Annotated in this window: 25 protein-coding genes and 1 pseudogene; 16 read left to right on the plus strand and 10 right to left on the minus strand. The window is 33.3% G+C overall.

Annotation, left to right across the window (positions count from 1 at the left end; genetic code table 11):
• The 5 genes and pseudogenes from ES674_RS12885 to ES674_RS12905 form a co-directional block, all read right to left on the minus strand.
• A pseudogene (locus tag ES674_RS12885) lies at window positions 1-478 on the minus strand (helicase); the annotation flags it as partial.
• A 2-nt stretch (window positions 479-480) separates the two neighbouring features.
• Window positions 481-921: a hypothetical protein gene (locus ES674_RS12890; protein ID WP_148404641.1), complete on the minus strand. Its 441-nt coding sequence runs from the start codon at window positions 919-921 to the stop codon at window positions 481-483.
• Window positions 922-950: 29 nt separating this feature from the next.
• On the minus strand, window positions 951-1,235 hold the full coding sequence (locus ES674_RS12895; protein WP_148404643.1) for a helix-turn-helix domain-containing protein: 285 nt from the start codon (window positions 1,233-1,235) through the stop codon (window positions 951-953).
• 83 nt (window positions 1,236-1,318) lie between these two features.
• Window positions 1,319-2,422, minus strand: a complete 1,104-nt coding sequence (locus ES674_RS12900) for a hypothetical protein (RefSeq protein WP_148404645.1) — start codon at window positions 2,420-2,422, stop codon at window positions 1,319-1,321.
• 7 nt (window positions 2,423-2,429) lie between these two features.
• On the minus strand, window positions 2,430-3,689 hold the full coding sequence (locus ES674_RS12905; protein ID WP_148404647.1) for a tyrosine-type recombinase/integrase: 1,260 nt from the start codon (window positions 3,687-3,689) through the stop codon (window positions 2,430-2,432).
• A gap of 463 nt (window positions 3,690-4,152) precedes the next feature.
• On the opposite strand from ES674_RS12905, the gene ES674_RS12910 reads away from it, so the two are divergent.
• The 7 genes from ES674_RS12910 to ES674_RS12935 all read left to right on the plus strand — a co-directional run bounded on the left by ES674_RS12910 (window position 4,153) and on the right by ES674_RS12935 (window position 9,735).
• Entirely contained in the window at window positions 4,153-4,818 is a 666-nt protein-coding gene (locus tag ES674_RS12910) for an RluA family pseudouridine synthase (RefSeq protein WP_246126052.1), read from the plus strand.
• A gap of 119 nt (window positions 4,819-4,937) precedes the next feature.
• Window positions 4,938-6,458: an ArnT family glycosyltransferase gene (locus ES674_RS12915; RefSeq protein WP_148404648.1), complete on the plus strand. Its 1,521-nt coding sequence runs from the start codon at window positions 4,938-4,940 to the stop codon at window positions 6,456-6,458.
• A gap of 74 nt (window positions 6,459-6,532) precedes the next feature.
• Window positions 6,533-7,099 carry a PAS domain-containing protein gene (locus ES674_RS12920; protein WP_148404650.1) on the plus strand — a complete coding sequence of 189 codons (567 nt, stop codon included), beginning with the start codon at window positions 6,533-6,535 and terminating at the stop codon, window positions 7,097-7,099.
• A complete protein-coding gene (locus ES674_RS12925; RefSeq protein ID WP_148404652.1) occupies window positions 7,096-7,479 on the plus strand; it encodes an acyl-CoA thioesterase in 384 nt (127 codons plus the stop codon). The genes ES674_RS12920 and ES674_RS12925 overlap by 4 nt, the downstream gene beginning before the upstream one ends.
• A 79-nt stretch (window positions 7,480-7,558) precedes the next feature.
• Window positions 7,559-7,954: a hypothetical protein gene (locus tag ES674_RS15655; protein WP_246126053.1), complete on the plus strand. Its 396-nt coding sequence runs from the start codon at window positions 7,559-7,561 to the stop codon at window positions 7,952-7,954.
• 21 nt (window positions 7,955-7,975) lie between these two features.
• On the plus strand, window positions 7,976-8,488 hold the full coding sequence (locus ES674_RS15660; protein WP_246126054.1) for a hypothetical protein: 513 nt from the start codon (window positions 7,976-7,978) through the stop codon (window positions 8,486-8,488).
• 296 nt (window positions 8,489-8,784) lie between these two features.
• Entirely contained in the window at window positions 8,785-9,735 is a 951-nt protein-coding gene (locus ES674_RS12935) for an endonuclease/exonuclease/phosphatase family protein (RefSeq protein ID WP_246126055.1), read from the plus strand.
• 167 nt (window positions 9,736-9,902) lie between these two features.
• Here ES674_RS12935 and ES674_RS12940 read toward each other — a convergent pair whose 3' ends face one another.
• The 4 genes from ES674_RS12940 to ES674_RS12955 form a co-directional block, all read right to left on the minus strand.
• Window positions 9,903-10,301 carry a rhodanese-like domain-containing protein gene (locus tag ES674_RS12940; protein WP_148404656.1) on the minus strand — a complete coding sequence of 133 codons (399 nt, stop codon included), beginning with the start codon at window positions 10,299-10,301 and terminating at the stop codon, window positions 9,903-9,905.
• 12 nt (window positions 10,302-10,313) lie between these two features.
• Window positions 10,314-10,628, minus strand: coding sequence for a rhodanese-like domain-containing protein (locus ES674_RS12945; RefSeq protein ID WP_148404658.1), 315 nt, complete (start codon window positions 10,626-10,628; stop codon window positions 10,314-10,316).
• 101 nt (window positions 10,629-10,729) lie between these two features.
• Entirely contained in the window at window positions 10,730-11,341 is a 612-nt protein-coding gene (locus ES674_RS12950; RefSeq protein ID WP_148404660.1) for a thioredoxin family protein, read from the minus strand.
• Window positions 11,342-11,344: 3 nt separating this feature from the next.
• Complete coding sequence (locus tag ES674_RS12955) at window positions 11,345-11,872, minus strand: TlpA disulfide reductase family protein (protein ID WP_148404662.1); 528 nt, start codon at window positions 11,870-11,872, stop codon at window positions 11,345-11,347.
• A 285-nt stretch (window positions 11,873-12,157) separates the two neighbouring features.
• Here ES674_RS12955 and ES674_RS12960 point away from each other — a divergent pair, with 285 nt between their 5' ends.
• The 9 genes from ES674_RS12960 (at window position 12,158) to ES674_RS13000 (ending at window position 20,071) form a co-directional block, all read left to right on the plus strand.
• Window positions 12,158-13,561, plus strand: coding sequence for an anthranilate synthase component I family protein (locus ES674_RS12960; protein WP_148404664.1), 1,404 nt, complete (start codon window positions 12,158-12,160; stop codon window positions 13,559-13,561).
• Between the two features lie 2 nt (window positions 13,562-13,563).
• Window positions 13,564-14,139 (plus strand): anthranilate synthase component II, encoded by a 576-nt coding sequence (locus ES674_RS12965; protein WP_148404666.1) that lies wholly within the window; start codon window positions 13,564-13,566, stop codon window positions 14,137-14,139.
• A 96-nt stretch (window positions 14,140-14,235) separates the two neighbouring features.
• Window positions 14,236-15,231: an anthranilate phosphoribosyltransferase gene (gene trpD / locus ES674_RS12970; protein WP_148404668.1), complete on the plus strand. Its 996-nt coding sequence runs from the start codon at window positions 14,236-14,238 to the stop codon at window positions 15,229-15,231.
• A gap of 26 nt (window positions 15,232-15,257) precedes the next feature.
• Window positions 15,258-16,043 (plus strand): indole-3-glycerol phosphate synthase TrpC, encoded by a 786-nt coding sequence (gene trpC / locus ES674_RS12975; protein WP_148404670.1) that lies wholly within the window; start codon window positions 15,258-15,260, stop codon window positions 16,041-16,043.
• The gene (locus ES674_RS12980; RefSeq protein WP_148404672.1) at window positions 16,040-16,693 is read left to right on the plus strand and encodes a phosphoribosylanthranilate isomerase; all 654 of its coding nucleotides are present in this window, start codon (window positions 16,040-16,042) and stop codon (window positions 16,691-16,693) included. Before trpC ends, ES674_RS12980 begins: the two co-directional genes overlap by 4 nt.
• A gap of 69 nt (window positions 16,694-16,762) precedes the next feature.
• Window positions 16,763-17,944 carry a tryptophan synthase subunit beta gene (gene trpB / locus ES674_RS12985; RefSeq protein ID WP_148404674.1) on the plus strand — a complete coding sequence of 394 codons (1,182 nt, stop codon included), beginning with the start codon at window positions 16,763-16,765 and terminating at the stop codon, window positions 17,942-17,944.
• A gap of 11 nt (window positions 17,945-17,955) precedes the next feature.
• Entirely contained in the window at window positions 17,956-18,720 is a 765-nt protein-coding gene (gene trpA, locus ES674_RS12990; protein WP_148404676.1) for a tryptophan synthase subunit alpha, read from the plus strand.
• Between the two features lie 10 nt (window positions 18,721-18,730).
• Window positions 18,731-18,970 carry a hypothetical protein gene (locus tag ES674_RS12995; protein WP_148404678.1) on the plus strand — a complete coding sequence of 80 codons (240 nt, stop codon included), beginning with the start codon at window positions 18,731-18,733 and terminating at the stop codon, window positions 18,968-18,970.
• Between the two features lie 48 nt (window positions 18,971-19,018).
• Entirely contained in the window at window positions 19,019-20,071 is a 1,053-nt protein-coding gene (locus tag ES674_RS13000; RefSeq protein ID WP_246126056.1) for a DUF481 domain-containing protein, read from the plus strand.
• On the opposite strand, the gene ES674_RS13005 is transcribed toward ES674_RS13000, so the two are convergent.
• Window positions 20,064-20,297, minus strand: coding sequence for a VF530 family protein (locus ES674_RS13005; RefSeq protein WP_148404680.1), 234 nt, complete (start codon window positions 20,295-20,297; stop codon window positions 20,064-20,066). The genes ES674_RS13000 and ES674_RS13005 overlap by 8 nt on opposite strands.

Genomic DNA, 20,297 nt, shown 5'->3' on the forward strand with positions numbered 1-20,297 from the left:
TTCTAAAGTCCTCATTCTTATTAATAGTCATGTTACCTTGAAAAATTAGTTTTAGCCAATTTAAAAACGTCGTTTTACCCGTTTTGCGCTCTTCACTTACCAAACATAAAATTGGTAGTATTTGCGTGGGATGCTTCCATAGAATTGTGAGATAATCTAAACCTATTTCATAATGCTCATCAAAAATGTGTTTTAAGAAGGCTTTAGTTTTGTTAAAATCACCACTTAAAAATTCATGATGTAACTTTTCATATTCATTATAGAATCCATCAATATCTTGCTTGTAACTTATATGTGATGGTATTAAGCAAAATCCATTATATTTTTCAATTTCATCTAAATAATCCTTTCCTTCATCTGTAATTATTTCCCCTTTTTTCCATTTTAATAGCGTACTCCATTTGTCCCCGCTATGCAAAGGCACCAAAGCTTTCTTAAAGTATTCGGTGCCTATTCTTAAATATGTAGATTCTGTCATTATTAAAACAATTTACCTCTTAATGCTCCAGGTCGAGTAATTTGAGACGGTTTAATATCTAATACCAAAAATATTTGCGTGATTTCAGGATCTCTAATGATCATTTCATTAATTTCAGAGGCAATAGCATTTAATTTCAAGGTTCTTTTACTTAAATTACTCATATTGTTTTGTAATATTTTTGACGATGTTAATTTTGATGTTTTTTTATTGGAAGCTGAACTATTTTCTTGGATATTCTTTAAAAGATTAGACCTTTGGGGTCGTATTGAGTTGAATTTTTTAATGTTACCCATAGCAATTACTTCCCCACTTAAGGAATCAAGATATTTTAATATTAATTCTGTGATTTTTTTAAGTTGAACGCTTGAGCTACTTTGCGCTAATAATTGTTCACAGCGCTTTTTCTCAATTCTGATAGCTTTTAAAAGTTCTTTTTGCATAGCTGATATATTTGTTTTAGTCCTCACCATTATCTTCTATATTTTAAAGATTTAACTTCAGATAAAGCCACGTCAAAGTCTCGACGTTTTATAAACACACGTCTTCCTATTTTAAAGGCGGGTAGAATACCTTTCTTAATGTAATTATGGATAGTTAATTCCACCACACCTAATTCTTCAGCAGCTTCTCTAATGGAGAGTTTGGTGTTTTCTTTTGTAGAGAATAAAGGAGAGAGTCTCTTTTCAAATAGGGCATCTATATGACCTAGTAATTCTTGTTTAGTAAGTTCTTCAACTTGAAAAATTGTTTTCATTTATATAGTTTTACGATTAATAATACCGCTAAACTATATTGGATTAACCTTGAAAACCTGGTGAAGTAACTATGTAGTAGGTACTATAAATTTAATTCAATTACTTTTAAATCATTTTCGCATTGTTTTCTAGCATTTTCTGATAAAAATGGTAAGATTTTCACCAGCATCTTTTTTCGGTTTAACGTTGCTTTTAATCTGTATTCTTTATCATTCAATAGCTTCCCATGTACTTTTCTAATATTAGGTCCACTACATTTAAATTTCTTACCTATTAAATTCCAATAATCAACTCTTTTTAGGTCTTTAGATTCTATTATCTTCTCACTTACATATTCCCTATAAAAAATATAATAAGCTACTTCAGATGCGGTAAGAGACATTTCCGATAAGTTATCCACTATATTATCATCCAAATAATCTTTATCAAAATCAAGGTCTTCCATCGTAGGAGGTTTGTTCTTATTATCTATCTCATCTATTAACCATAAAATTTCTTTTAGAATTAATTCCTTTACACTAAAATCACGCCAGTCATTAATCAAATCATCTAATTCTATATCATCCTTATCTTCATGCTTTTGAAGAATTAAATTAGAAAAATCCTGTACATCATCATTGAAAGAGAATTCATTATTTTTATGGGTTAAATAAGACTTTATTAAAAAAACCCCTATTTCTTGAGGAAGGAAGAATTGTTGAAAATTTTCATACCAAGATATATTGACATCGAATAGAACAGCCTCACATTCGACAAGTGTCGAGTATGCACGGAAATCGATGTTTTTTGGAAACTCTTTTTTATAACGCTTTTTGAGAAATTTTTTCTTTGCTTTCTTTCCGACGATAGCGTGAGTTTCTAACATTAATTCATCCACGTAATGTTCTAAAAACAATCCCCTTGTGCCTGCAATATTTTCCATGATATTATATAATTCGGCAACAAGAACAGGATTTAACTCAAAGCATTTACTATCATAAAAAATCATAACGTCAAATTCAGTAGAATCATCAGGGTCAAAAAAATCTAAAAATTCTTTAAATGGTGTAAAAACTTTTCTCTCAATTAGTGCTTCTATCGTTTTTTTATCGAAAATATCAATATCAATGTCCGTTCCATTTAATAATCCTATAAATTGGTAACCGTAAATATCTGTTGAATAACCTTCTAGTTCTTTTTCGTGCATATTATAATTATATCGCTTTTATTTTAGGTAACTCTATTCTTCCGAAAACTGATCTAACAGCATCTAACCTAGCATTATTATCTACTTTGTGATACATGTTAAAAGTTTTCTGATCTTTATGACCTGTAATACTCATTATAGTTTTGTCGGCCACGCCTTTATTTCTCATAATAGTAACAAATGTTCTTCGTGCTGTATGAGTTGAAACTCTTTTATAAAAAGGCTTAACAATAGTTGTTTGATTTACACCTTTAATGCGTGTAAATTCAACATCATAATCAAATTTGGCTTCTTTTAGAATTGCTTTAATATATTCGTTTTGTTTTTGGTTTGATAATAAAGGTAGATTATAATCATATTTAGAAAGTATATAATTAGTGATTTCAAATAGAGGAATTTGTCGCTCTTCTTTACTCGAATCCTTTTCCTCTTTCAAAAAGATACAGTTATCAAAAACTACTCTCTTATTAACCTTCTTCAGCTCGCCAAATCGTAAACCTGTTAAGCATTGAAAGACAAAGACATCTCTAACTTTCTCCAAACTTCTAGATTTGCATTCATAGTTGAATAATTCTTCAACTTGGTCAAGCGTTAGCGCTTCTTCTTTAGTGACAACACGATTCGGTTTTTTAAAATTAATAAATACATCATTATATGTATAATTGTTTTTTAAAGCCCAATACATAAACGTTTTTATCAAACCAACATTTCTTGCAAGTGTATTAGTATAGTGATTTCTATTGGTATAACAAAAATCTACAAATTGGCTATAAAATGATTCATTAATATTACTGAAAGTTAGTTTATAGGACTTTTCTTTCTCAAAATCTTCGAGAAGGTTCTTTATATTTTTATAACGCTTAATAGTAGATGGTTTCCATTCCTTATGTAGGTTTTTCTCTGTTGTAAAATCCTTATAGACTTCAAAAAATCTGTTACTTTTTTGAGCACTTTTTTTAAAACGAACATTAAAACAGTCTTTTATATATTTTGAAGTGAACTCTTGCTCCATCCTTTTGCAATCAGATTCATCAACCATAAAAGCTTCAGCATACCTCCCCAGCTGAAGATTAATGGTTGATGAATTAATATCCTTATTAGCACCTTTTAGAAACGGTCTATTATTTTCCTTATCCCAACTTTTAGGTTTGATTTTTTCACCAGTAGAATAGACAAACTTTTTTCTTTCTTCTTTGAAATAGCATGAGAAATATATTAAGGATTCTTTTTTGGTGTTTGCTTCTTTAAGATAAAAGGTATAAGTCATTTTGCTAGGAATAAAGAGGTGACAAATTAGGTGACAATTAGGATATATTTCGATATCATTTCAATTGAAAACAAACATAAAGATATTCTTACAAAAACCTAAAAATCCCGTAGTATTGTTATAAACAGTAAAAATAAATAATAAAACGGATAATTCTCTCCGACTCCACTTTTAACCCTGTAAATCATTGATTTACAGGGTTTTATTTTTTTAGTTGACAATTTAGTTGATATTTTTGAATTAATAATAATTACAATTTTATATTTCTCTCGGTTATCAGTTTGCTGATAGATTTTTTCTTCTTAAACATTTCGATAAACAGTATTTAAAAATTCATTAATTGAATTTGTTTTATTTTTTATTTTCGAAGACGCCCATTTGCAAAAAAAATGTGCATCTTAATTAGTAAAAACACCCATAGCTATAGTATCTTTAATGCTTAGATATGTTAGAAAACCGTATTATGAATCTTGAAGTATTATATGAAAACAGCAAATATTTAGTTGTAAACAAAGAGGCTGGACTTATAAGTGAGAAAAACCCGTTTGAAAATAACACGGTGGAGGATCAAGTTTTAGACTACCTTTTACTAAATAACCCAAAACCTTATATTGGCGTTATTCATAGATTAGATCGGGTTACGAGTGGCGTGCTTATTTTCGCCAAGAAAAAGAATATTCTGGTTCACTTTAATAATTTATTTAGCAACCGCAAAGTTCAAAAAACATATCTGGCAATTGTTTCTAAAAAGCCTTCTAAAAACAAAGAGCATTTAAATCATTTTTTGGTGAAAAATAATTTAGAAAAAAGAGCAGACATTGTTAAAAGCGAATCCAAAGACACTTTGGAATGTCGACTATCTTACGAAGTTATAGACCAAAACGAGCATGGTTATTTATTGGAAGTAAAACCAACTACTGGCCGATTTCATCAAATTAGAGCGCAATTATCTCATATAGGACTTCCTATTATAGGGGATGAAAAATATGGTTCAGATCAAGACTACTTGCCACTTGCCATATGTCTTCATGCTTGGAAATTAAGCTATAAAATTGCTGGTTCTGAAGACATCCAAACCTTTCAGGCGCCTTTGCCTAAAAATAATTTTTGGAAATTTAAATCTGTTTAAATCCAAATGTATATTATTCCCATATTTGAAAAAACTAAAAAATTAAATCGCCGGGAAAAAGTGTAAATCGCTTATATTTGAATACAGGTAGAAATATAATTATCAGATAATCAACTTATATGCTTTCAAGAAAAATTGTTCTGATTTTAGCTTTTTTCTGCCTGGTAAAACTATCACTTCATCTTATTGCTGATTCCAACTCCGGATTTCAAGGTGATGAATTATTACACATTGAAACTGGAAACCATCCCAGTTTTGGTTATATGGAGTTCCCACCCGTTATTGGCTGGCTGGCGTTTATTCAAAATCAATTTCATTCGTCATCCGTTTTTGTACACCACATCTTTTCGCACCTAGCTTCTTTTTTCATTTTAATACTTATTGCACTCATAACCGTTAAGTTAGGCGGCAAATCTAAAGCTGTATTTATAGTATTACTTTGTGTTTTAACGGCACCCGCTTTTGGCCGAGGTCATCAATTATTTCAACCTGTAGTTTTTACACATTTCTTTTGGCTTTTTTCGTTTTATCAAATGGTTAACTATATTCGAACTTTTGAAAAAAAACATTTATTATACCTAACCGTCGGTCTTGGTTTAGGGTTTCTTACCAAATATGACATTCTTTTCTTTATTGCAGGACTAACCGGTTTGCTGTTTTTTAAACGGATAAGATTAGCCATCTTACAAAAGGATATATGGAAATACATGTTACTATTTATAGTTATAATAACGCCTAATGTGTTGTGGCAATACACTCACGATTTTCCGGTTCTGGACATGTTTGCGCGACTTTATGAAACCCAATTAGACAAACTAACTATCTTGGGTGTTCTTAAAAATATAATCATATCCTTAAATCCTGTAACGGCCGTCTTTTGGTTGGCAGGTTTTTTTTATATGTTAACCGCAAAGAACAATTACAAATACCGCCCTATAGCCTTCACTATATTAATATCCATAATACTTTTGGCAGGTAATAAAAGCAAGGCCTATTATTTTTATCCTGCTATGATAACGCTGCTGATTTTCGGGAGCATATGGTTTGAACAAAAAGTTCTAACAAAACGTAAATGGATTATATATCCAGCAACAACATTACTTGCTTTGTCTGGTATTATTTTAATACCATTCGGACTAGCCGTGTTACCATTGAAAACCTTTATAAAATTTGCAGGAATAGAAAAAAAAGATAATCGTTATGAAGTAACATATACCGAATATTATTCAGAATCGAAATGGGAAAAAACTATGCTGAGTTTAAAATCTGTTTATGATAGTCTGCCAGCTGACGAACAAACATACGCTTTAATTTGGGGTAAACATTACAGTCAAGCGGGCGGCGTTAATCTTTTTAGGAAAAAATATCAGGTTCCAAAAGCCTTTTCATATCATGGAAGTTTTTATCTCTGGACAGCAGAAGAAGGCGATTTACCAAAAACAATTATAGCTTTTAGCAATGGTGACGCTAGAATAGATTTTTTTCAAACCTTTTTTAATTCTGTTGTGGCTGTAAAGCGCATTTACAATCCATATGCAGATGATGAAAAACATGTATGGCAAACTATTTATATATGTAAAGAGCCTAAAGTAAATTATCACCAATTGCGAAAAGAATTTAAAAATCGTGTTTTTGAATAAGTTCAAAGCTATAAATGCGCCTATAAATGCCTTATATTTGAATTTCGCTAATTGTACCCAGAAAACAACAAAGTATGAAATATAATCTCTCTAGAATGATGTGTTTAGATATGTATTTATCTGCCTTGCCTTTCAAAGAATATAAGGAAGTTAAGGATCAAATAAAACCTTCCAAGTCCAAAAACATGCCATTATTAAGTTGGGATATCTTTAGTCAGCAATATTCACAAACGCTTGATGACCTGAAAACAGAAAACGATATTAAAATGGTTAAGTTGTTTGCAGAAAAAGAAAAATGGCAAAACGAAATAGATTCTATTTTTGAAAATCAAGATTTTGAAGCCTTGATTATTACGGATATTGAACAAAAAATACTTTGGGTAAATGATGGTTTCACAAAAATGACCGGATATTCTAAAACGTATGCCGTTAATAAAACCCCTAAATTTCTGCAAGGACTAAATACTTCTGCAGATAGCAAACAGCAATTTCGAGCTAAATTAAACCGATTAGAACCTTTTACAGAAATTATAACCAATTACAGAAAAGACAACTCGCCTTATACATGTGAAGTTAAAATCATTCCTCTGTATGCTGAAAATGTAACACACTTTTTAGCCCTAGAAAGACAAGTAGTATGAACATAGAAGAGCGCATAAAAAATTCATCAACCACCATTTTCAAAGCGGTATTCCCGAATACAACTAATCATTACCACACCTTATTTGGAGGAACGGCTATGCAATTAATGGACGAAACTGCTTTTATTACGGCCACACGATTTAGTCGGCAAAAAATGGTAACCGTCAGTAGTGATAAAATAGATTTCAAAAAACCCATTCCCGCTGGAACCATAATAGAATTAAGCGGCTATGTTACGCATGTAGGGAATACCAGTTTAAAAGTGCGAGTAGATATTTATGTTGAAGAAATGTATACGGATTTTAGAGAAAAAGCCGTTTCAGGCGAATTTACCTTTGTGGCCATTGATGAAAACAAAGCACCCGTAAAAATTCTATAAGTACAGTTATATTACAATCAACTTATAAACGTAATTAACGGATTAAAATCACGTAACAACTCCCGCTAATATCTAAATTATGATTAAAGCTATCATCATAACGACTTTCATTTTATTTGCAAATGTCCTGTTAGGACAAAATGACAACGCGATTTTTCAATTTGATAAAAACCTCAATCAATTTCATAATGTTCGAGACTTATGTGTTTCTGAAAGTGGAAAGGAGGCGTTTTTTACACTTCAAAGTCCTAATGGCGAAATTTCACAAATAGCCACCATGAAGAAAGAAGATAACGTATGGTTAGAACCCGAACTATTACCTTTCTGCGGTGCTTATATGTATCTAGAACCGTTTTTATCTAGCAACGGCAATCGCTTATTTTTTGTCTCTGATAGACCTCTTTATATTAAGCAAACCGAAAAAAAAGACTTTGACATCTGGTATGTGGATCGAAATTCCAGAGATCAAAAATGATCAGAACCTAAAAATTTGGGATTGCCAATTAATTCGAATTTAGATGAATTTTACCCTTCCGTTAGCGACAATAACAATCTTTATTTTACCATGGACTCTCCTGAAGGTTTAGGGAAAGATGATATCTATTTGTCTAAATGGGCGCAAAGCACCTATCAAAAACCGGTTTTATTAAGCGAAAACATCAACAGTAGCGGTTATGAATTTAATGCGTTTATTTCCAAGAAAGAAGATTTTATACTATTTACAAAATACAATGCTGAAGACGGTCATGGCAGTGGCGATTTATATATTTCCAAAAAAGATGTCGATGGAAATTGGCAAAAATCCACGAATTTAGGACTTCCTATTAATTCAAAATATATGGAATATTGCCCTTTTTATGATGAAACTAATGGAATTCTATATTTCACAAGTAAGCGACAGCAGGTTACACCTAAAACATTTAAAAATATTTTAGATTTCAAAAATTATATTAAAAATGGCGAAAATGGTTTAAGTAAAATTTACGGCACTTCCTTTAAAATTGAATAGAAACAAGCATCCAATTAAAAACCTTTGAAAATAATTTATAACCTATAATCATTAATGGAACCCTGTGCAAATCAGGGTTGATAATTTGAGTTTAAAGAGTACATTTCAAATTAAAAATTTTTATCTAACTTAGATTAAAAGCTTTCGTTTATCTAATTCATATGTTACTAACCTATTACATATTATCCGCCTTATTTATTACCGTTAGTCTGTTACCCCTTATACCGCATCAGCACTGGATGTTTCGGGTTTGGGAATTTGGGAGGATACAAGTCATGTTCCTTCTGCTCATAACATTGGCAATAGGCCTTCTTTTTGTAGAAGATAAAACGCCTCTATTTTGGGCAAGCGTTTTTATACAGGTAGGGCTCATAATTAATAATATAATCATCTTATTTCCTTATACCACGGCCTATAAGCGAAATAAAACTGAAAATATCGACAATAATTCTGAATCAATTTCTATTATATCGGTTAATGTGTATCAATTCAATGAACGGTATGACGATTTAATAAAATTAGTTGAAAAAGTGCAGCCAGATATTCTGCTCACTATGGAATCGAATCAAGCTTGGGAAAATGGGCTTTCCAAAATTGAAAAGGATTATCCAAACTTTAAAAAAGTAGCTTTAGAAAACACGTATGGTATTCATTTTTACACCAAACTAGACGTGAAAACTATAAAAGTGAACTATTTTGTAGCAGATGATTTGCCTAGTATTGAAGCGTCTGTAGTTACCAAAAACGGCACATCATTTACTTTTTTCGGTGTGCATCCACCACCGCCAAGTCCTACTGAAGAGGACAATTCCAAGGAACGAGATGGCGAATTGCTTTGTATAGGTAAGAAAGTTTTAGAAACCAAAGGTCCTGTAATTGTTGTTGGCGACTTTAATAATGTTGCTTGGGCTAAATCGTCAATTCTTTTTAAAAACACCTCAAAATTGATAGATCCCAGAATAGGTCGTGGTTTTATAGCTACTTATCATGCTAAATATAGACTGCTTAGATTTCCTATTGATCTATTTTTCCATACATCAGATATTTTTGTTCAAGACTTTAAAACCTTATCAACTATTGGTAGTGATCATTTGCCACTGTTCTGTGAATTCTTTATAAATGAAAAGGAAGATGTTCAAGAATCGGAAGTGGAAACACTAAATGAGGGAGAAAAAGAGGAAGTGGAAGAAATGATTGAAGATGGAATCAAAGAACAAGGTGATAGACCAAAAGTAGCCACTAGCTAATAAAAACGTCTAGCTAAAAACCATAAATGGTGTGGTTTACTTTTCAATAACTACTTTTAAATAATACACAAAAACTATTAACTTCATCTATTTGTGATGTGGTGTCTTTGAGTTTTTGTGACTTTGAGACTTTGCGCTATAATGCAACTAGAAGAAACAATGGCTAATTAGGGCTGAACAATTTCAAATCCATCATGTTCCCATTTAGAAATGCCACCTTGCAAATCATAAACCTTGGTAAACCCAGCATCCACCATTTTCTGTGCACATTTAGCACTACGACCACCAGATCTGCAATATAAAATAACTGGTTTATCCTTATCCAGCTTTAAAATATCTTGATCAAAAGTTGGCGATAAAAAATCGATATTCTGAAAATCTGGAATATACCCCTCTGCATATTCTTCTGGAGTTCGCACGTCTAACAACTGTACATTATCCATTTCTAAAAGGGCTTGCATTTCTTCGCTTGTAACCACTTGTATAGCATCATTTTTAGGCTCGTTTTTACAACCAACCAAAACCATAGTGCACACTAGTAAACTAAAATAAAGTATTTTTTTCATAACATTTTATATTTAAGATTGTACAACGTCGCCGGTCCAATCTGTAAAACCACCTTCTAAATTATAGGTGTTGGCAATTCCTAACTGATTCATAATGGAGCAAGCCTGGGCACTTCGCGCACCAGAACGGCAATATACATAATACGCTTTTGTTTTATCCAACTCTTGAATACTACTCATAAAAGCCGGCGCATCATAGATATCCATTTGAATAGCGTTAGGAATCATCCCTTCTGAAACCTCTTCATCTGTACGGACATCTAAAATAATCGCTTGACTATCCTGTTCCAATTGCTCACGCCATGCTTTTTGTGTTAAATCTGCCATTGTCATTATATTTTGCTCAAAATTACTACATATTAAGGAATACACGAAAAAAAACCACACGCGTTATGAATTCATTCCAACATCTTTATTGCTAAAACCCCTTATCTCTTGATGGTACAGCCAATAGCACGCGTTTGTTTTTCTTTAATATCACGACCTTCTAATAAAGCATCCACAGCATTTTCGGCATATTTTTGATTTACGGCATTCACATCTTGATAATTATCATCAATGGCTCCTATATATTTTACTTGGCTCCCCGCATCTACCTTTTGCAGGACATAGACATGAGGCGTTTTTCTAGCGCCATATTGCGGAAATATTTTTTGTCCAGCATCCATTAGGTAAGGAAATGTAAACCCTTTCGATTTTGAACGCGCTTTCATGGCATCCATACTATCTCCTTTTTGTAAATCTGGATTATTGGGCATAATAGCAATAACAGGATAGCCTTTTGCAGCATATTTTTTATCCAATGCGATAATGCGATCTTCATAAGCCACTGAATATGGGCATGTATTACACGTAAAAACTACTATAAAACCCTTCGCATCGGGATAATTTTTTAAAGAAACCATATTGCCATCTATATTCTTTAAACTAAAATCGGTTGCCATATCACCAACTTTATAGCCCTGTGCTTCCACCGTATTTGTTAGTATGAAGAAAGCTAATAACCCAAAAAATAATGTCGTTATTTTAAATATTTTCATGTTCTATTTATTTAAAAATTGTTCTACTTCAGTTTGTAACGTTTCATAAGTAAACGTTTGCTCATAAAACTGTCGTTTATCATTACTATAAATTAATGTGGCAGGAATTGCGCCACTCCAATCGGCATTTACCTGTGGAATCCATGTATTACCGTCGGTATCATTTAAAACTAATATCTCCGATTGCAAGTTATGTTTAGCTATAAAAGGTTTCAACTTGCTGTTATATTGATGCGGAAAATCTAAACTAACCAAAAGTACCTTTACGTTTTCAGATGCAAAATCTCGACCTATTTTTTCGAAAGCTGGTAATTCTTTTATACAAGGTGCACACCACGTGGCCCAAAAATTAACAACATAAATGGTATTATCGGTTTTATTTAGTAAAGGTTTTAAACCCTCAAAATCCAGTATTTGCAAGCTATCTTTAAAGGTCTGAACGGTTTCGTCAATTTCAATAAGCTGTTGATTATCCGGAAAATTGTTACAATTCCACAACAGTAAAACAAAGAGGCACCACATATATTTCATAAGTATAAAAATACGAATTTGTTTTGTAACACTACAGTCATATCTTACATTTCAACTATTTCATTGACTTTTAAACCATTTTTATGCAATTAGTTTTGGATAGTTACATTTTCATTTTTATATTTGACATTCAGAAAACAAAAATGAACACAATTTTAAATCATACTTGGTGGTGGAACAATCGAAACTCAAAATTCGTGATCTAACCCTATACGTATATTTAAATTAAACATACTTAAAAAGGCTTGTCATTCACGACAAGCCTTTTTTTATTGCCTAAACTTTATGAAAAAATTCAGTCTTTACACACATTACAAAAAAATTCTTGCAGATACCATTACACCTGTGAGCGTTTATCTTAAAATTCGTGATAAATTCCCAAATAGCATTCTATTAGAAAGTAGTGATTATCATGCCAATGATAATACGTTTTCCTATATATGCTGCAATCCTATAGCGTCTATTTCGGTTAAAAATGAACAGATAATCCAAACATTTCCTGATGGAAGTCAATTATCCAATTACATTTCTGAAAAAGGCGCTGTGATTAATAAAATCCACAAGTTCACCAAGCGCTTTAAAATTCATGCTGATACAGACTTCAAATTTATAAACAACGGTATTTTTGGATATATGGCTTATGATGCCGTTCGGTATTTTGAAGATATTTCCATAGCTAAAAAAGAAGGCCATCAAGATATTCCTGATATTTATTACGCTGTTTATCAGAATATAATTGCTATTAATCATCATAAAAACGAAGCCTATATTTTTGCACATTGCTTTAATACGGAGAATAATATTGATGAAATTTTACAACTCATTACTTCCAAGAATTTTGCGGCTTTCAAATTCACGACCTCTGGAGAAAGCACGTCTAACTTAACAGATGCTGCCTATAAAGAACAAGTGGAACTGGCCAAACAACATTGTGCCCGAGGTGATGTGTTTCAATTAGTGCTTTCCAAAAAGTTTTCACAAAAATTTAAAGGTGATGAATTTAACGTGTATCGCGCCTTACGAAGCATCAATCCGTCGCCCTATTTATTTTATTTCGATTATGGCGATTTTAAAATCTTCGGCAGCTCGCCAGAAGCGCAACTCATCGTTAAAGGTGACAAGGCCGAAATTCATCCTATTGCAGGAACGTTTAAACGAACAGGTAACGATGAAAAAGATGCTGTTTTAGCCAAGCAACTTTCAGAAGATGCCAAAGAAAATGCCGAACACGTTATGTTGGTAGATTTAGCCCGTAATGATTTAAGTCGTCACGGAAGTCAGGTGGAAGTTGAAACCTACCGTGAAGTTCAATTTTTTTCACATGTTATTCATTTAGTCAGTAAAGTTTCGGGTAAAAAACATCCTGAAACCACTACTATGCAAATGGTAGCAGATACGTTTCCTGCCGGTACATTAAGTGGCGCACCAAAACATAAAGCCATGCAACTTATTGAAAAATATGAAACCACCAGTCGCGATTTCTATGGCGGCGCCATAGGTTTTATGGATTTTGATGGCAACTTTAATCACGCCATTATGATTCGAACTTTTTTAAGTAAAAACCACCAGCTTCATTGGCAAGCTGGAGCAGGCTTGGTATCCAAATCGGTTCCCGAAAATGAATTACAAGAAGTTTATAATAAATTAGGCGCGCTAACTAAAGCTATTGAATTGGCAAATGAAATTTAAACATGAAAAAGAACACACATATATTAGTCATTGATAATTACGATAGTTTTACCTATAATTTGGTACATTATTTAGAGGATTTAGACTGTGAAGTCACTGTAAAACGAAATGATCAATTAACATTGGAAGAGGTTGAAGCTTTTGATAAAATAGTATTATCTCCAGGTCCAGGGATTCCCGATGAAGCCGGATTGCTTAAAGCCATTATCCAAAAATATGCGCCCAATAAAAGTATTTTAGGTGTTTGTTTAGGTCAACAAGCCATTGGCGAAGTTTTTGGCGGAACCTTAACCAATTTAGAAACCGTTTATCACGGCGTAGCAACTCACATAACAGTTTCGGTAACCGATGAAGCGTTGTTCAAAGGATTAGGAAAAACGATGGAAGTAGGTCGTTATCATTCTTGGGTGGTTCATGAAAACTTACCCGATGTTTTGGAAGCCACTTCTTATGATGAAAACGGCCAAGTGATGTCCCTACGTCATAAAATTTATGATGTTCGTGGTGTACAATTTCATCCAGAATCGGTTTTAACCCCAAATGGCAAACAGATGCTTGCTAATTGGCTGAAGACTTAATCGCTTAATTAAAAAAGTTATAAAAAAATTAAAATAGTATCGAGAAGAACGTCACTTCGAGTGATTTTTGAGAAACGAAAAAATAGTATCGAGAAGATGAAAAACATACTTAACAGACTTATAAACCAAGAGCATATTTCCAGCGAGGAAGCTAAAGATGTTTTGGTAAATATGTCTCATGGCGATTATAATCAAAGTCAAATTGCATCATTTTTAACCGTATACATGATGCGCACCATTACCATCGACGAACTACAAGGTTTCCGTGATGCCTTATTAGAATTATGCATCCCTGTAGACTTAAAAGGCTATAATGCCATTGATTTATGTGGTACAGGTGGCGACGGAAAAGATACTTTTAATATTTCAACTTTAGCCTCTTTTGTAACATCTGGTGCGGGTGTAAATGTCGCTAAACATGGAAACTACGGCGTATCATCTGCCTGCGGATCCTCCAATGTACTGGAACATTTAGGTGTGAAATTCAGTAAAGATGTGGGCTTTTTAAAAACCTGTTTGGATGATGCCGGTATTTGCATCATGCATGCACCTTTATTTCATCCGGCAATGAAACATGTGGCGCCTATAAGACAGGATTTAGCCGTAAAAACATTTTTTAATATGTTAGGTCCTATGGTAAACCCTGCATTTCCTGAAAACCAAATGGTTGGTGTTTTTAGTCTGGAATTATTGCGTTTGTATAGTTACCTCTATCAAAATACAGCTAAAAATTACAGCATTGTTCATGCTTTAGATGGTTATGATGAAATTTCACTTACAGGTTCAGCAAAAGTCATAAATAACAATGCAGAATACATGATAAACCCCTCTAATTTTGGGGTTGAAACTTTAACGGAAGGTGCCATTCATGGCGGCCATTCGGTAGCCGCATCAGCGCAAATATTCACGCATATATTGGATGGTCAAGGCACCATTGCTCAAAACAATGTGGTATGTGCCAATGCCGCTATTGCCATTTCAACTGTAAATAATACGCCTATTTCTGAAAGTTTTGTTTTGGCACAAAATTCTTTAAAAAGCGGTGCCGCCAAAAAACGTTTTGAGACCTTAATTGCCTTGAGCAAGAAATAAAATGGCCGTTCAATAAAAGAAAACACATGGATATATTACAACAAATAGTAGCAGATAAATATCGGGAAGTTGCTTTTAAAAAACAACTCATTCCTGTTTCACAATTAGAGCAATCAGTTTTATTTCAACGTGAAACATTTTCACTAGTTAAAAACTTAAAAAATAGTACAACAGGAATAATTGCAGAACACAAACGACGCTCACCATCCAAGCACATGATTAACGATAGTTTAAATGTTTTTGATGTCGCTAAAGGTTATGAAAAAGCGGGAGTTTGTGGCATGTCTGTTTTAACGGATGCTAAATATTTTGGCGGATCATTAGATGATTTGTTGCTAGCCAGAGCCAGCTGCAATCTCCCCTTACTACGTAAAGAATTCATCATAGACAGCTACCAAATTATTGAAGCCAAAGCCTATGGCGCGGACGTTATTTTACTCATTGCTGCCATTCTTACACAAGCCGAAATTAAGACGTTTTCAGAATTAGCACAAAGCCTGAATTTGGAGGTTCTACTAGAAGTTCATAATGAAGAAGAATTACAAAAATCCATCATGCCAAGTCTTGATTTGCTCGGTGTAAACAATCGGAATTTAAAAACCTTTGAAGTTTCTTTAGAAACAAGCATGACATTAAGTTTCTTAATTCCAAACGAATTCATAAAAGTATCTGAAAGCGGAATCAGTTCTACCGGTGCTATTCAAGTATTAAAGCCTTATGGCTTCAAAGGTTTTTTAATAGGAGAAAATTTTATGCGAAGTGAAAACCCCGGAGATAGTGCTGCTCATTTCATTAAAGCGTTAGCGGAATGAAACTCAAAATTTGCGGAATGAAATTCCTCGAGAATATAGAAGCAATAGCAAAGTTAAAACCAGATTATTTGGGTTTTATTTTTTATAAAAAATCTGCACGGTTTTTTGATGGCATTATTCCAAAATTACCTTCAAACATTAAAAAAGTTGGTGTATTTGTGGATTCATCGCCATCAGAAATAATAATGATAGCTAATAATTACAATTTGGATGTGGTTCAGCTGCACGGAAATGAATCTGAAAAATTCATTTTAGAACTCCATAAGTCAGCAACATTGAATGCCGAAAAACATTTTGAGATATGGAAGGTATTTAGTGTCGATGATACTTTCAATTTCCACCAGCTAAAACCCTTTGAAAATAGGGTGAGTAAATTCTTGTTTGACACTAAAGGAAAACAACCAGGCGGTAACGGTTTCACCTTTGATTGGAATGCATTAAATGAATACCCATCTACAAAACCATTTATTTTAAGCGGTGGCATTGGTTTGGATGAACTTAAAAACATAGAAAAATTTTCAAAATTGGATGTCTCCAAATACTGCTATGCCATAGATGTAAACAGCAAATTTGAGATAGAACCCGGATTAAAAAGCAGTGTGAAATTAGAAGAATTTAAAAATAAATTAGAGCAATGGACATGTTATTAAGAACAGATACTAGTACATCAAAATTAACATATCTTAAAATGTCAATCCATTGCACAACAACTAAATATTATGAGATACAACATTAACAAAAAAGGCTACTATGGCGAATTTGGCGGCGCCTACATTCCCGAAATGCTTTATCCAAACGTGGAAGATTTACGCCAAAAGTATTTAAAAGTCATGGCGGAACCAGAATTTCAAAAAGAATTCAAAGCGCTACTAAAAGATTATGTGGGTAGACCATCACCTTTATATTTCGCCAAGCGACTTTCAGAAAAATATCAAACCAAAATCTATTTAAAACGGGAAGATTTAAATCATACGGGCGCCCATAAAATCAATAACACTATCGGCCAAATTTTAATGGCACAGCGTTTAGGTAAAAAACGGATTATTGCCGAAACAGGTGCTGGACAACATGGTGTTGCAACGGCTACCGTTTGTGCTTTAATGGGTTTGGAATGCATTGTTTATATGGGCGAAATCGATATGGCACGCCAAGCACCAAACGTTGCTAGAATGAAAATGTTAGGAGCCACAGTTATTCCTGCTGTTTCAGGCAGTAAAACACTTAAAGATGCTACAAATGAAGCCATTCGTGATTGGATAAATAATCCGGTGGATACACATTATATTATTGGAAGCGTAGTTGGTCCACATCCCTATCCCGATATGGTAGCACGTTTTCAGTCTATTGTTTCTGAAGAAATAAAATGGCAGTTGCACGAACAGGAAGGACGAGAAAATCCCGATTATGTGATAGCCTGTGTTGGTGGTGGCAGTAATGCTGCAGGTGCTTATTATCATTTTTTAGAAGATACTAAAGTGAAACTTATTGCTGTAGAAGCTGCTGGAAAAGGTGTTAATTCAGGCGAAAGTGCCGCGACATCTGCTTTGGGAAAAATAGGCATTATTCATGGAAGCAAAACCTTATTAATGCAAACAACGGATGGGCAAATTACAGAGCCCTACTCTATTTCTGCAGGTTTAGATTACCCTGGAGTTGGTCCTATGCACGCCCATTTATTTAAATCGGGTCGTGCGGAATTTATTGCCATCACCGATGATGATGCCATGGAAGCTGGATTAGAATTATCTCAATTAGAAGGCATTATTCCCGCCATAGAAACAGCCCACGCTTTAGCCATATTTAAAGAAAAGACCTTTAAACCAGATGATATTGTAGTTGTCAGTTTATCCGGTCGTGGTGATAAAGATTTAAGTACCTACAGTGATTATTTTAATTTGTAACACAGGCCCTCATGAACAGAATAAATAAAAAATTACAAGCAGATAAAAAATTACTATCTATCTATTTTACAGCTGGATTTCCAAGCTTGAATGACACAGCAAGCATTATTCAAGATTTAGAGAAAAATGGTGTGGATATGATTGAAATTGGTTTACCCTTTAGCGACCCATTAGCTGACGGCCCCACTATTCAGGCTAGCTCTACTCAAGCTTTAAAAAATGGCATGACTACGGATATCCTATTTAAACAACTTAAAGATATTCGACAAACCGTCTCCATTCCCTTAATAATAATGGGTTATTTTAATCCCATTCTACAGTTTGGCGTTGAAGCTTTTTGCGAAAAATGTCAGGAAATCGGCATGGACGGTCTCATTATTCCAGATTTACCGGTAGATGTTTATAATGAGAAGTATAAAGCTATTTTCGAAAACTACGGACTTATTAATGTGTTTTTAATAACGCCACAAACTTCGGAAAAACGCATTCAATTTATCGATTCTATTTCAAGCGGTTTCATTTATATGGTAAGTAGCGCTAGTGTTACCGGTGGGCAATCTGGGTTTGGAGATGAGCAAATGGCTTATTTTAAACGGATTGAAGCCATGAATCTGAAAAATCCACAAATAATTGGCTTCGGCATTTCTTCTAGCGAAACCTTTAAACAAGCCACAAAACATGCTAAAGGCGCCATAATTGGAAGTGCGTTTATAACACATATTAAGAAGGAAGGTATTCAGGGAATTCCTAACTTTGTAAATCATATTCTTTCATAAAATATATAATATGTTCAAAATCCTTAACGACTGGAAGCTATTAATTTTACTATGTTTAACACTGGGATTGGCTCCATTTTATCCAGAACCTCACATCTGGGGGAAATTAAAATGGATTATTGGTGGTGCTGAAGGCATGGGATTTATGGATTGGTTTGACGTGGTTTTACACGGCTTTCCGTACATACTATTAGCACGCTTTTTAGTGGTGAAATTTCTATTGAAAAAAGTTCAAACTCCTATAAAATAAAGCGAAAACATCATATTTGTTATCTTCGCATTTTATAAATTATTTTATATGATTTCAAAGTCCAACATGAACAATAAAGCACTTTTTAACTATTTTGTAGCCGTTCTTTTTTGCTTTATTTCTCAAATGTCATGGTCCCAAAATGACACGCTTGTTTTAAAAAATAACGATAAAATTATTGGAGAAATCAAATCCATGGATCGTGGAGTCTTAACCGTAAAAACGAGTTATAGTGATTCTAATTTTAAAATTACTTGGGTTGACATTAGAAGTATTCGCAGTGAGCAAACTTTTTTGTTAAACCTATCAAATGGTAATCGTGTTAATAGTTCATTGAATACAAAAGCTGGTGAAGAAAATCAAGTTACGTTGATTGAAAATGAAACGGAAATCACCATACCCCTTGAAAATATTGTATTTATTAAACCTATAAAAGACGATTTCTTATCCCGAATAACCGCATCCATTTCTTTAGGTTTAAACATTACTAAAAGCAATAATTTAAAACAGTTCTCCGTTAGTAGTAATTTAAGCTATACCGCTTATAAATGGGTTTTAAATGGCAGTTATAATTCCGTACGAAGTAATCAAGATGACGTGGATGAAACACAACGAACCGATGCCAGTGTAGGTTTTAACTATTTCATGAAAAATGATTGGTTTTATTCTGCCGAAGCCAATTTCTTATCAAATGATGAACAAAAATTAAGTTTAAGATCTACTCTAAAAACCGGTTTCGGAAAGTATTTTATTCATACTAATAAATTATACTTTGGCGGTGGCATCGGTGTAGGTTATAATAACGAGCAGTTTTCAGATGAATTGAATACTCAACGAAACTCCATGGAAGCTTATGCCAATATATCTTTAAACATGTTCGACTTTAATGATTTTAGCATGAAAACAGGTTTAACTTTTTATCCTAGTTTAACGGAAACCGGTCGGTACCGAGCCGATTACAATCTGAATTTAAAATATGATTTACCGCTAGATTTCTTCATCAAATTAGGACTAACCTACAACTACGACAGCAATCCTGTAGAAGGCGCTTCCGTGTCAGATTATGTCTTTCAATCTACTTTTGGCTGGGAATTTAACTAGAACGTTTTTTATTCTTTAGCATTTTCAGATACATATATTCTACTTTCTGTCGTGCCCAAGGGGTTTTTCTTAAAAATTTTAAACTGGATTTAACAGATGGCTTATCTGTAAAACATCTAATTTTTATGGTATGACCCATATATTCCCATCCATAGTGCGCTTCCAGATCTGTAAGGATTTTTTCAAGCGTTATACCATGTAACGGGTTATTTGGCTGCTGTTCCAT

The sequence above is a fragment of the Bizionia myxarmorum genome (genome assembly GCF_008086205.1).
Lineage (GTDB): Bacteria > Bacteroidota > Bacteroidia > Flavobacteriales > Flavobacteriaceae > Algorimicrobium > Algorimicrobium myxarmorum.

Coding starts and splice junctions, on each gene's coding strand:
- ES674_RS12890 (WP_148404641.1), bottom strand. CDS start 921: ATGCAAAAAGAACTTTTAAAAGCTATCAGAATTGAGAAAAAGCGCTGT.
- ES674_RS12895 (WP_148404643.1), bottom strand. CDS start 1,235: ATGAAAACAATTTTTCAAGTTGAAGAACTTACTAAACAAGAATTACTA.
- ES674_RS12900 (WP_148404645.1), bottom strand. CDS start 2,422: ATGCACGAAAAAGAACTAGAAGGTTATTCAACAGATATTTACGGTTAC.
- ES674_RS12905 (WP_148404647.1), bottom strand. CDS start 3,689: ATGACTTATACCTTTTATCTTAAAGAAGCAAACACCAAAAAAGAATCC.
- ES674_RS12910 (WP_246126052.1), top strand. CDS start 4,153: ATGAATCTTGAAGTATTATATGAAAACAGCAAATATTTAGTTGTAAAC.
- ES674_RS12915 (WP_148404648.1), top strand. CDS start 4,938: ATGCTTTCAAGAAAAATTGTTCTGATTTTAGCTTTTTTCTGCCTGGTA.
- ES674_RS12920 (WP_148404650.1), top strand. CDS start 6,533: ATGAAATATAATCTCTCTAGAATGATGTGTTTAGATATGTATTTATCT.
- ES674_RS12925 (WP_148404652.1), top strand. CDS start 7,096: ATGAACATAGAAGAGCGCATAAAAAATTCATCAACCACCATTTTCAAA.
- ES674_RS15655 (WP_246126053.1), top strand. CDS start 7,559: ATGATTAAAGCTATCATCATAACGACTTTCATTTTATTTGCAAATGTC.
- ES674_RS12940 (WP_148404656.1), bottom strand. CDS start 10,301: ATGAAAAAAATACTTTATTTTAGTTTACTAGTGTGCACTATGGTTTTG.
- ES674_RS12945 (WP_148404658.1), bottom strand. CDS start 10,628: ATGGCAGATTTAACACAAAAAGCATGGCGTGAGCAATTGGAACAGGAT.
- ES674_RS12950 (WP_148404660.1), bottom strand. CDS start 11,341: ATGAAAATATTTAAAATAACGACATTATTTTTTGGGTTATTAGCTTTC.
- ES674_RS12955 (WP_148404662.1), bottom strand. CDS start 11,872: ATGAAATATATGTGGTGCCTCTTTGTTTTACTGTTGTGGAATTGTAAC.
- ES674_RS12960 (WP_148404664.1), top strand. CDS start 12,158: ATGAAAAAATTCAGTCTTTACACACATTACAAAAAAATTCTTGCAGAT.
- ES674_RS12965 (WP_148404666.1), top strand. CDS start 13,564: ATGAAAAAGAACACACATATATTAGTCATTGATAATTACGATAGTTTT.
- trpD (WP_148404668.1), top strand. CDS start 14,236: ATGAAAAACATACTTAACAGACTTATAAACCAAGAGCATATTTCCAGC.
- trpC (WP_148404670.1), top strand. CDS start 15,258: ATGGATATATTACAACAAATAGTAGCAGATAAATATCGGGAAGTTGCT.
- ES674_RS12980 (WP_148404672.1), top strand. CDS start 16,040: ATGAAACTCAAAATTTGCGGAATGAAATTCCTCGAGAATATAGAAGCA.
- trpB (WP_148404674.1), top strand. CDS start 16,763: ATGAGATACAACATTAACAAAAAAGGCTACTATGGCGAATTTGGCGGC.
- trpA (WP_148404676.1), top strand. CDS start 17,956: ATGAACAGAATAAATAAAAAATTACAAGCAGATAAAAAATTACTATCT.
- ES674_RS12995 (WP_148404678.1), top strand. CDS start 18,731: ATGTTCAAAATCCTTAACGACTGGAAGCTATTAATTTTACTATGTTTA.
- ES674_RS13000 (WP_246126056.1), top strand. CDS start 19,019: ATGATTTCAAAGTCCAACATGAACAATAAAGCACTTTTTAACTATTTT.
- ES674_RS13005 (WP_148404680.1), bottom strand. CDS start 20,297: ATGGAACAGCAGCCAAATAACCCGTTACATGGTATAACGCTTGAAAAA.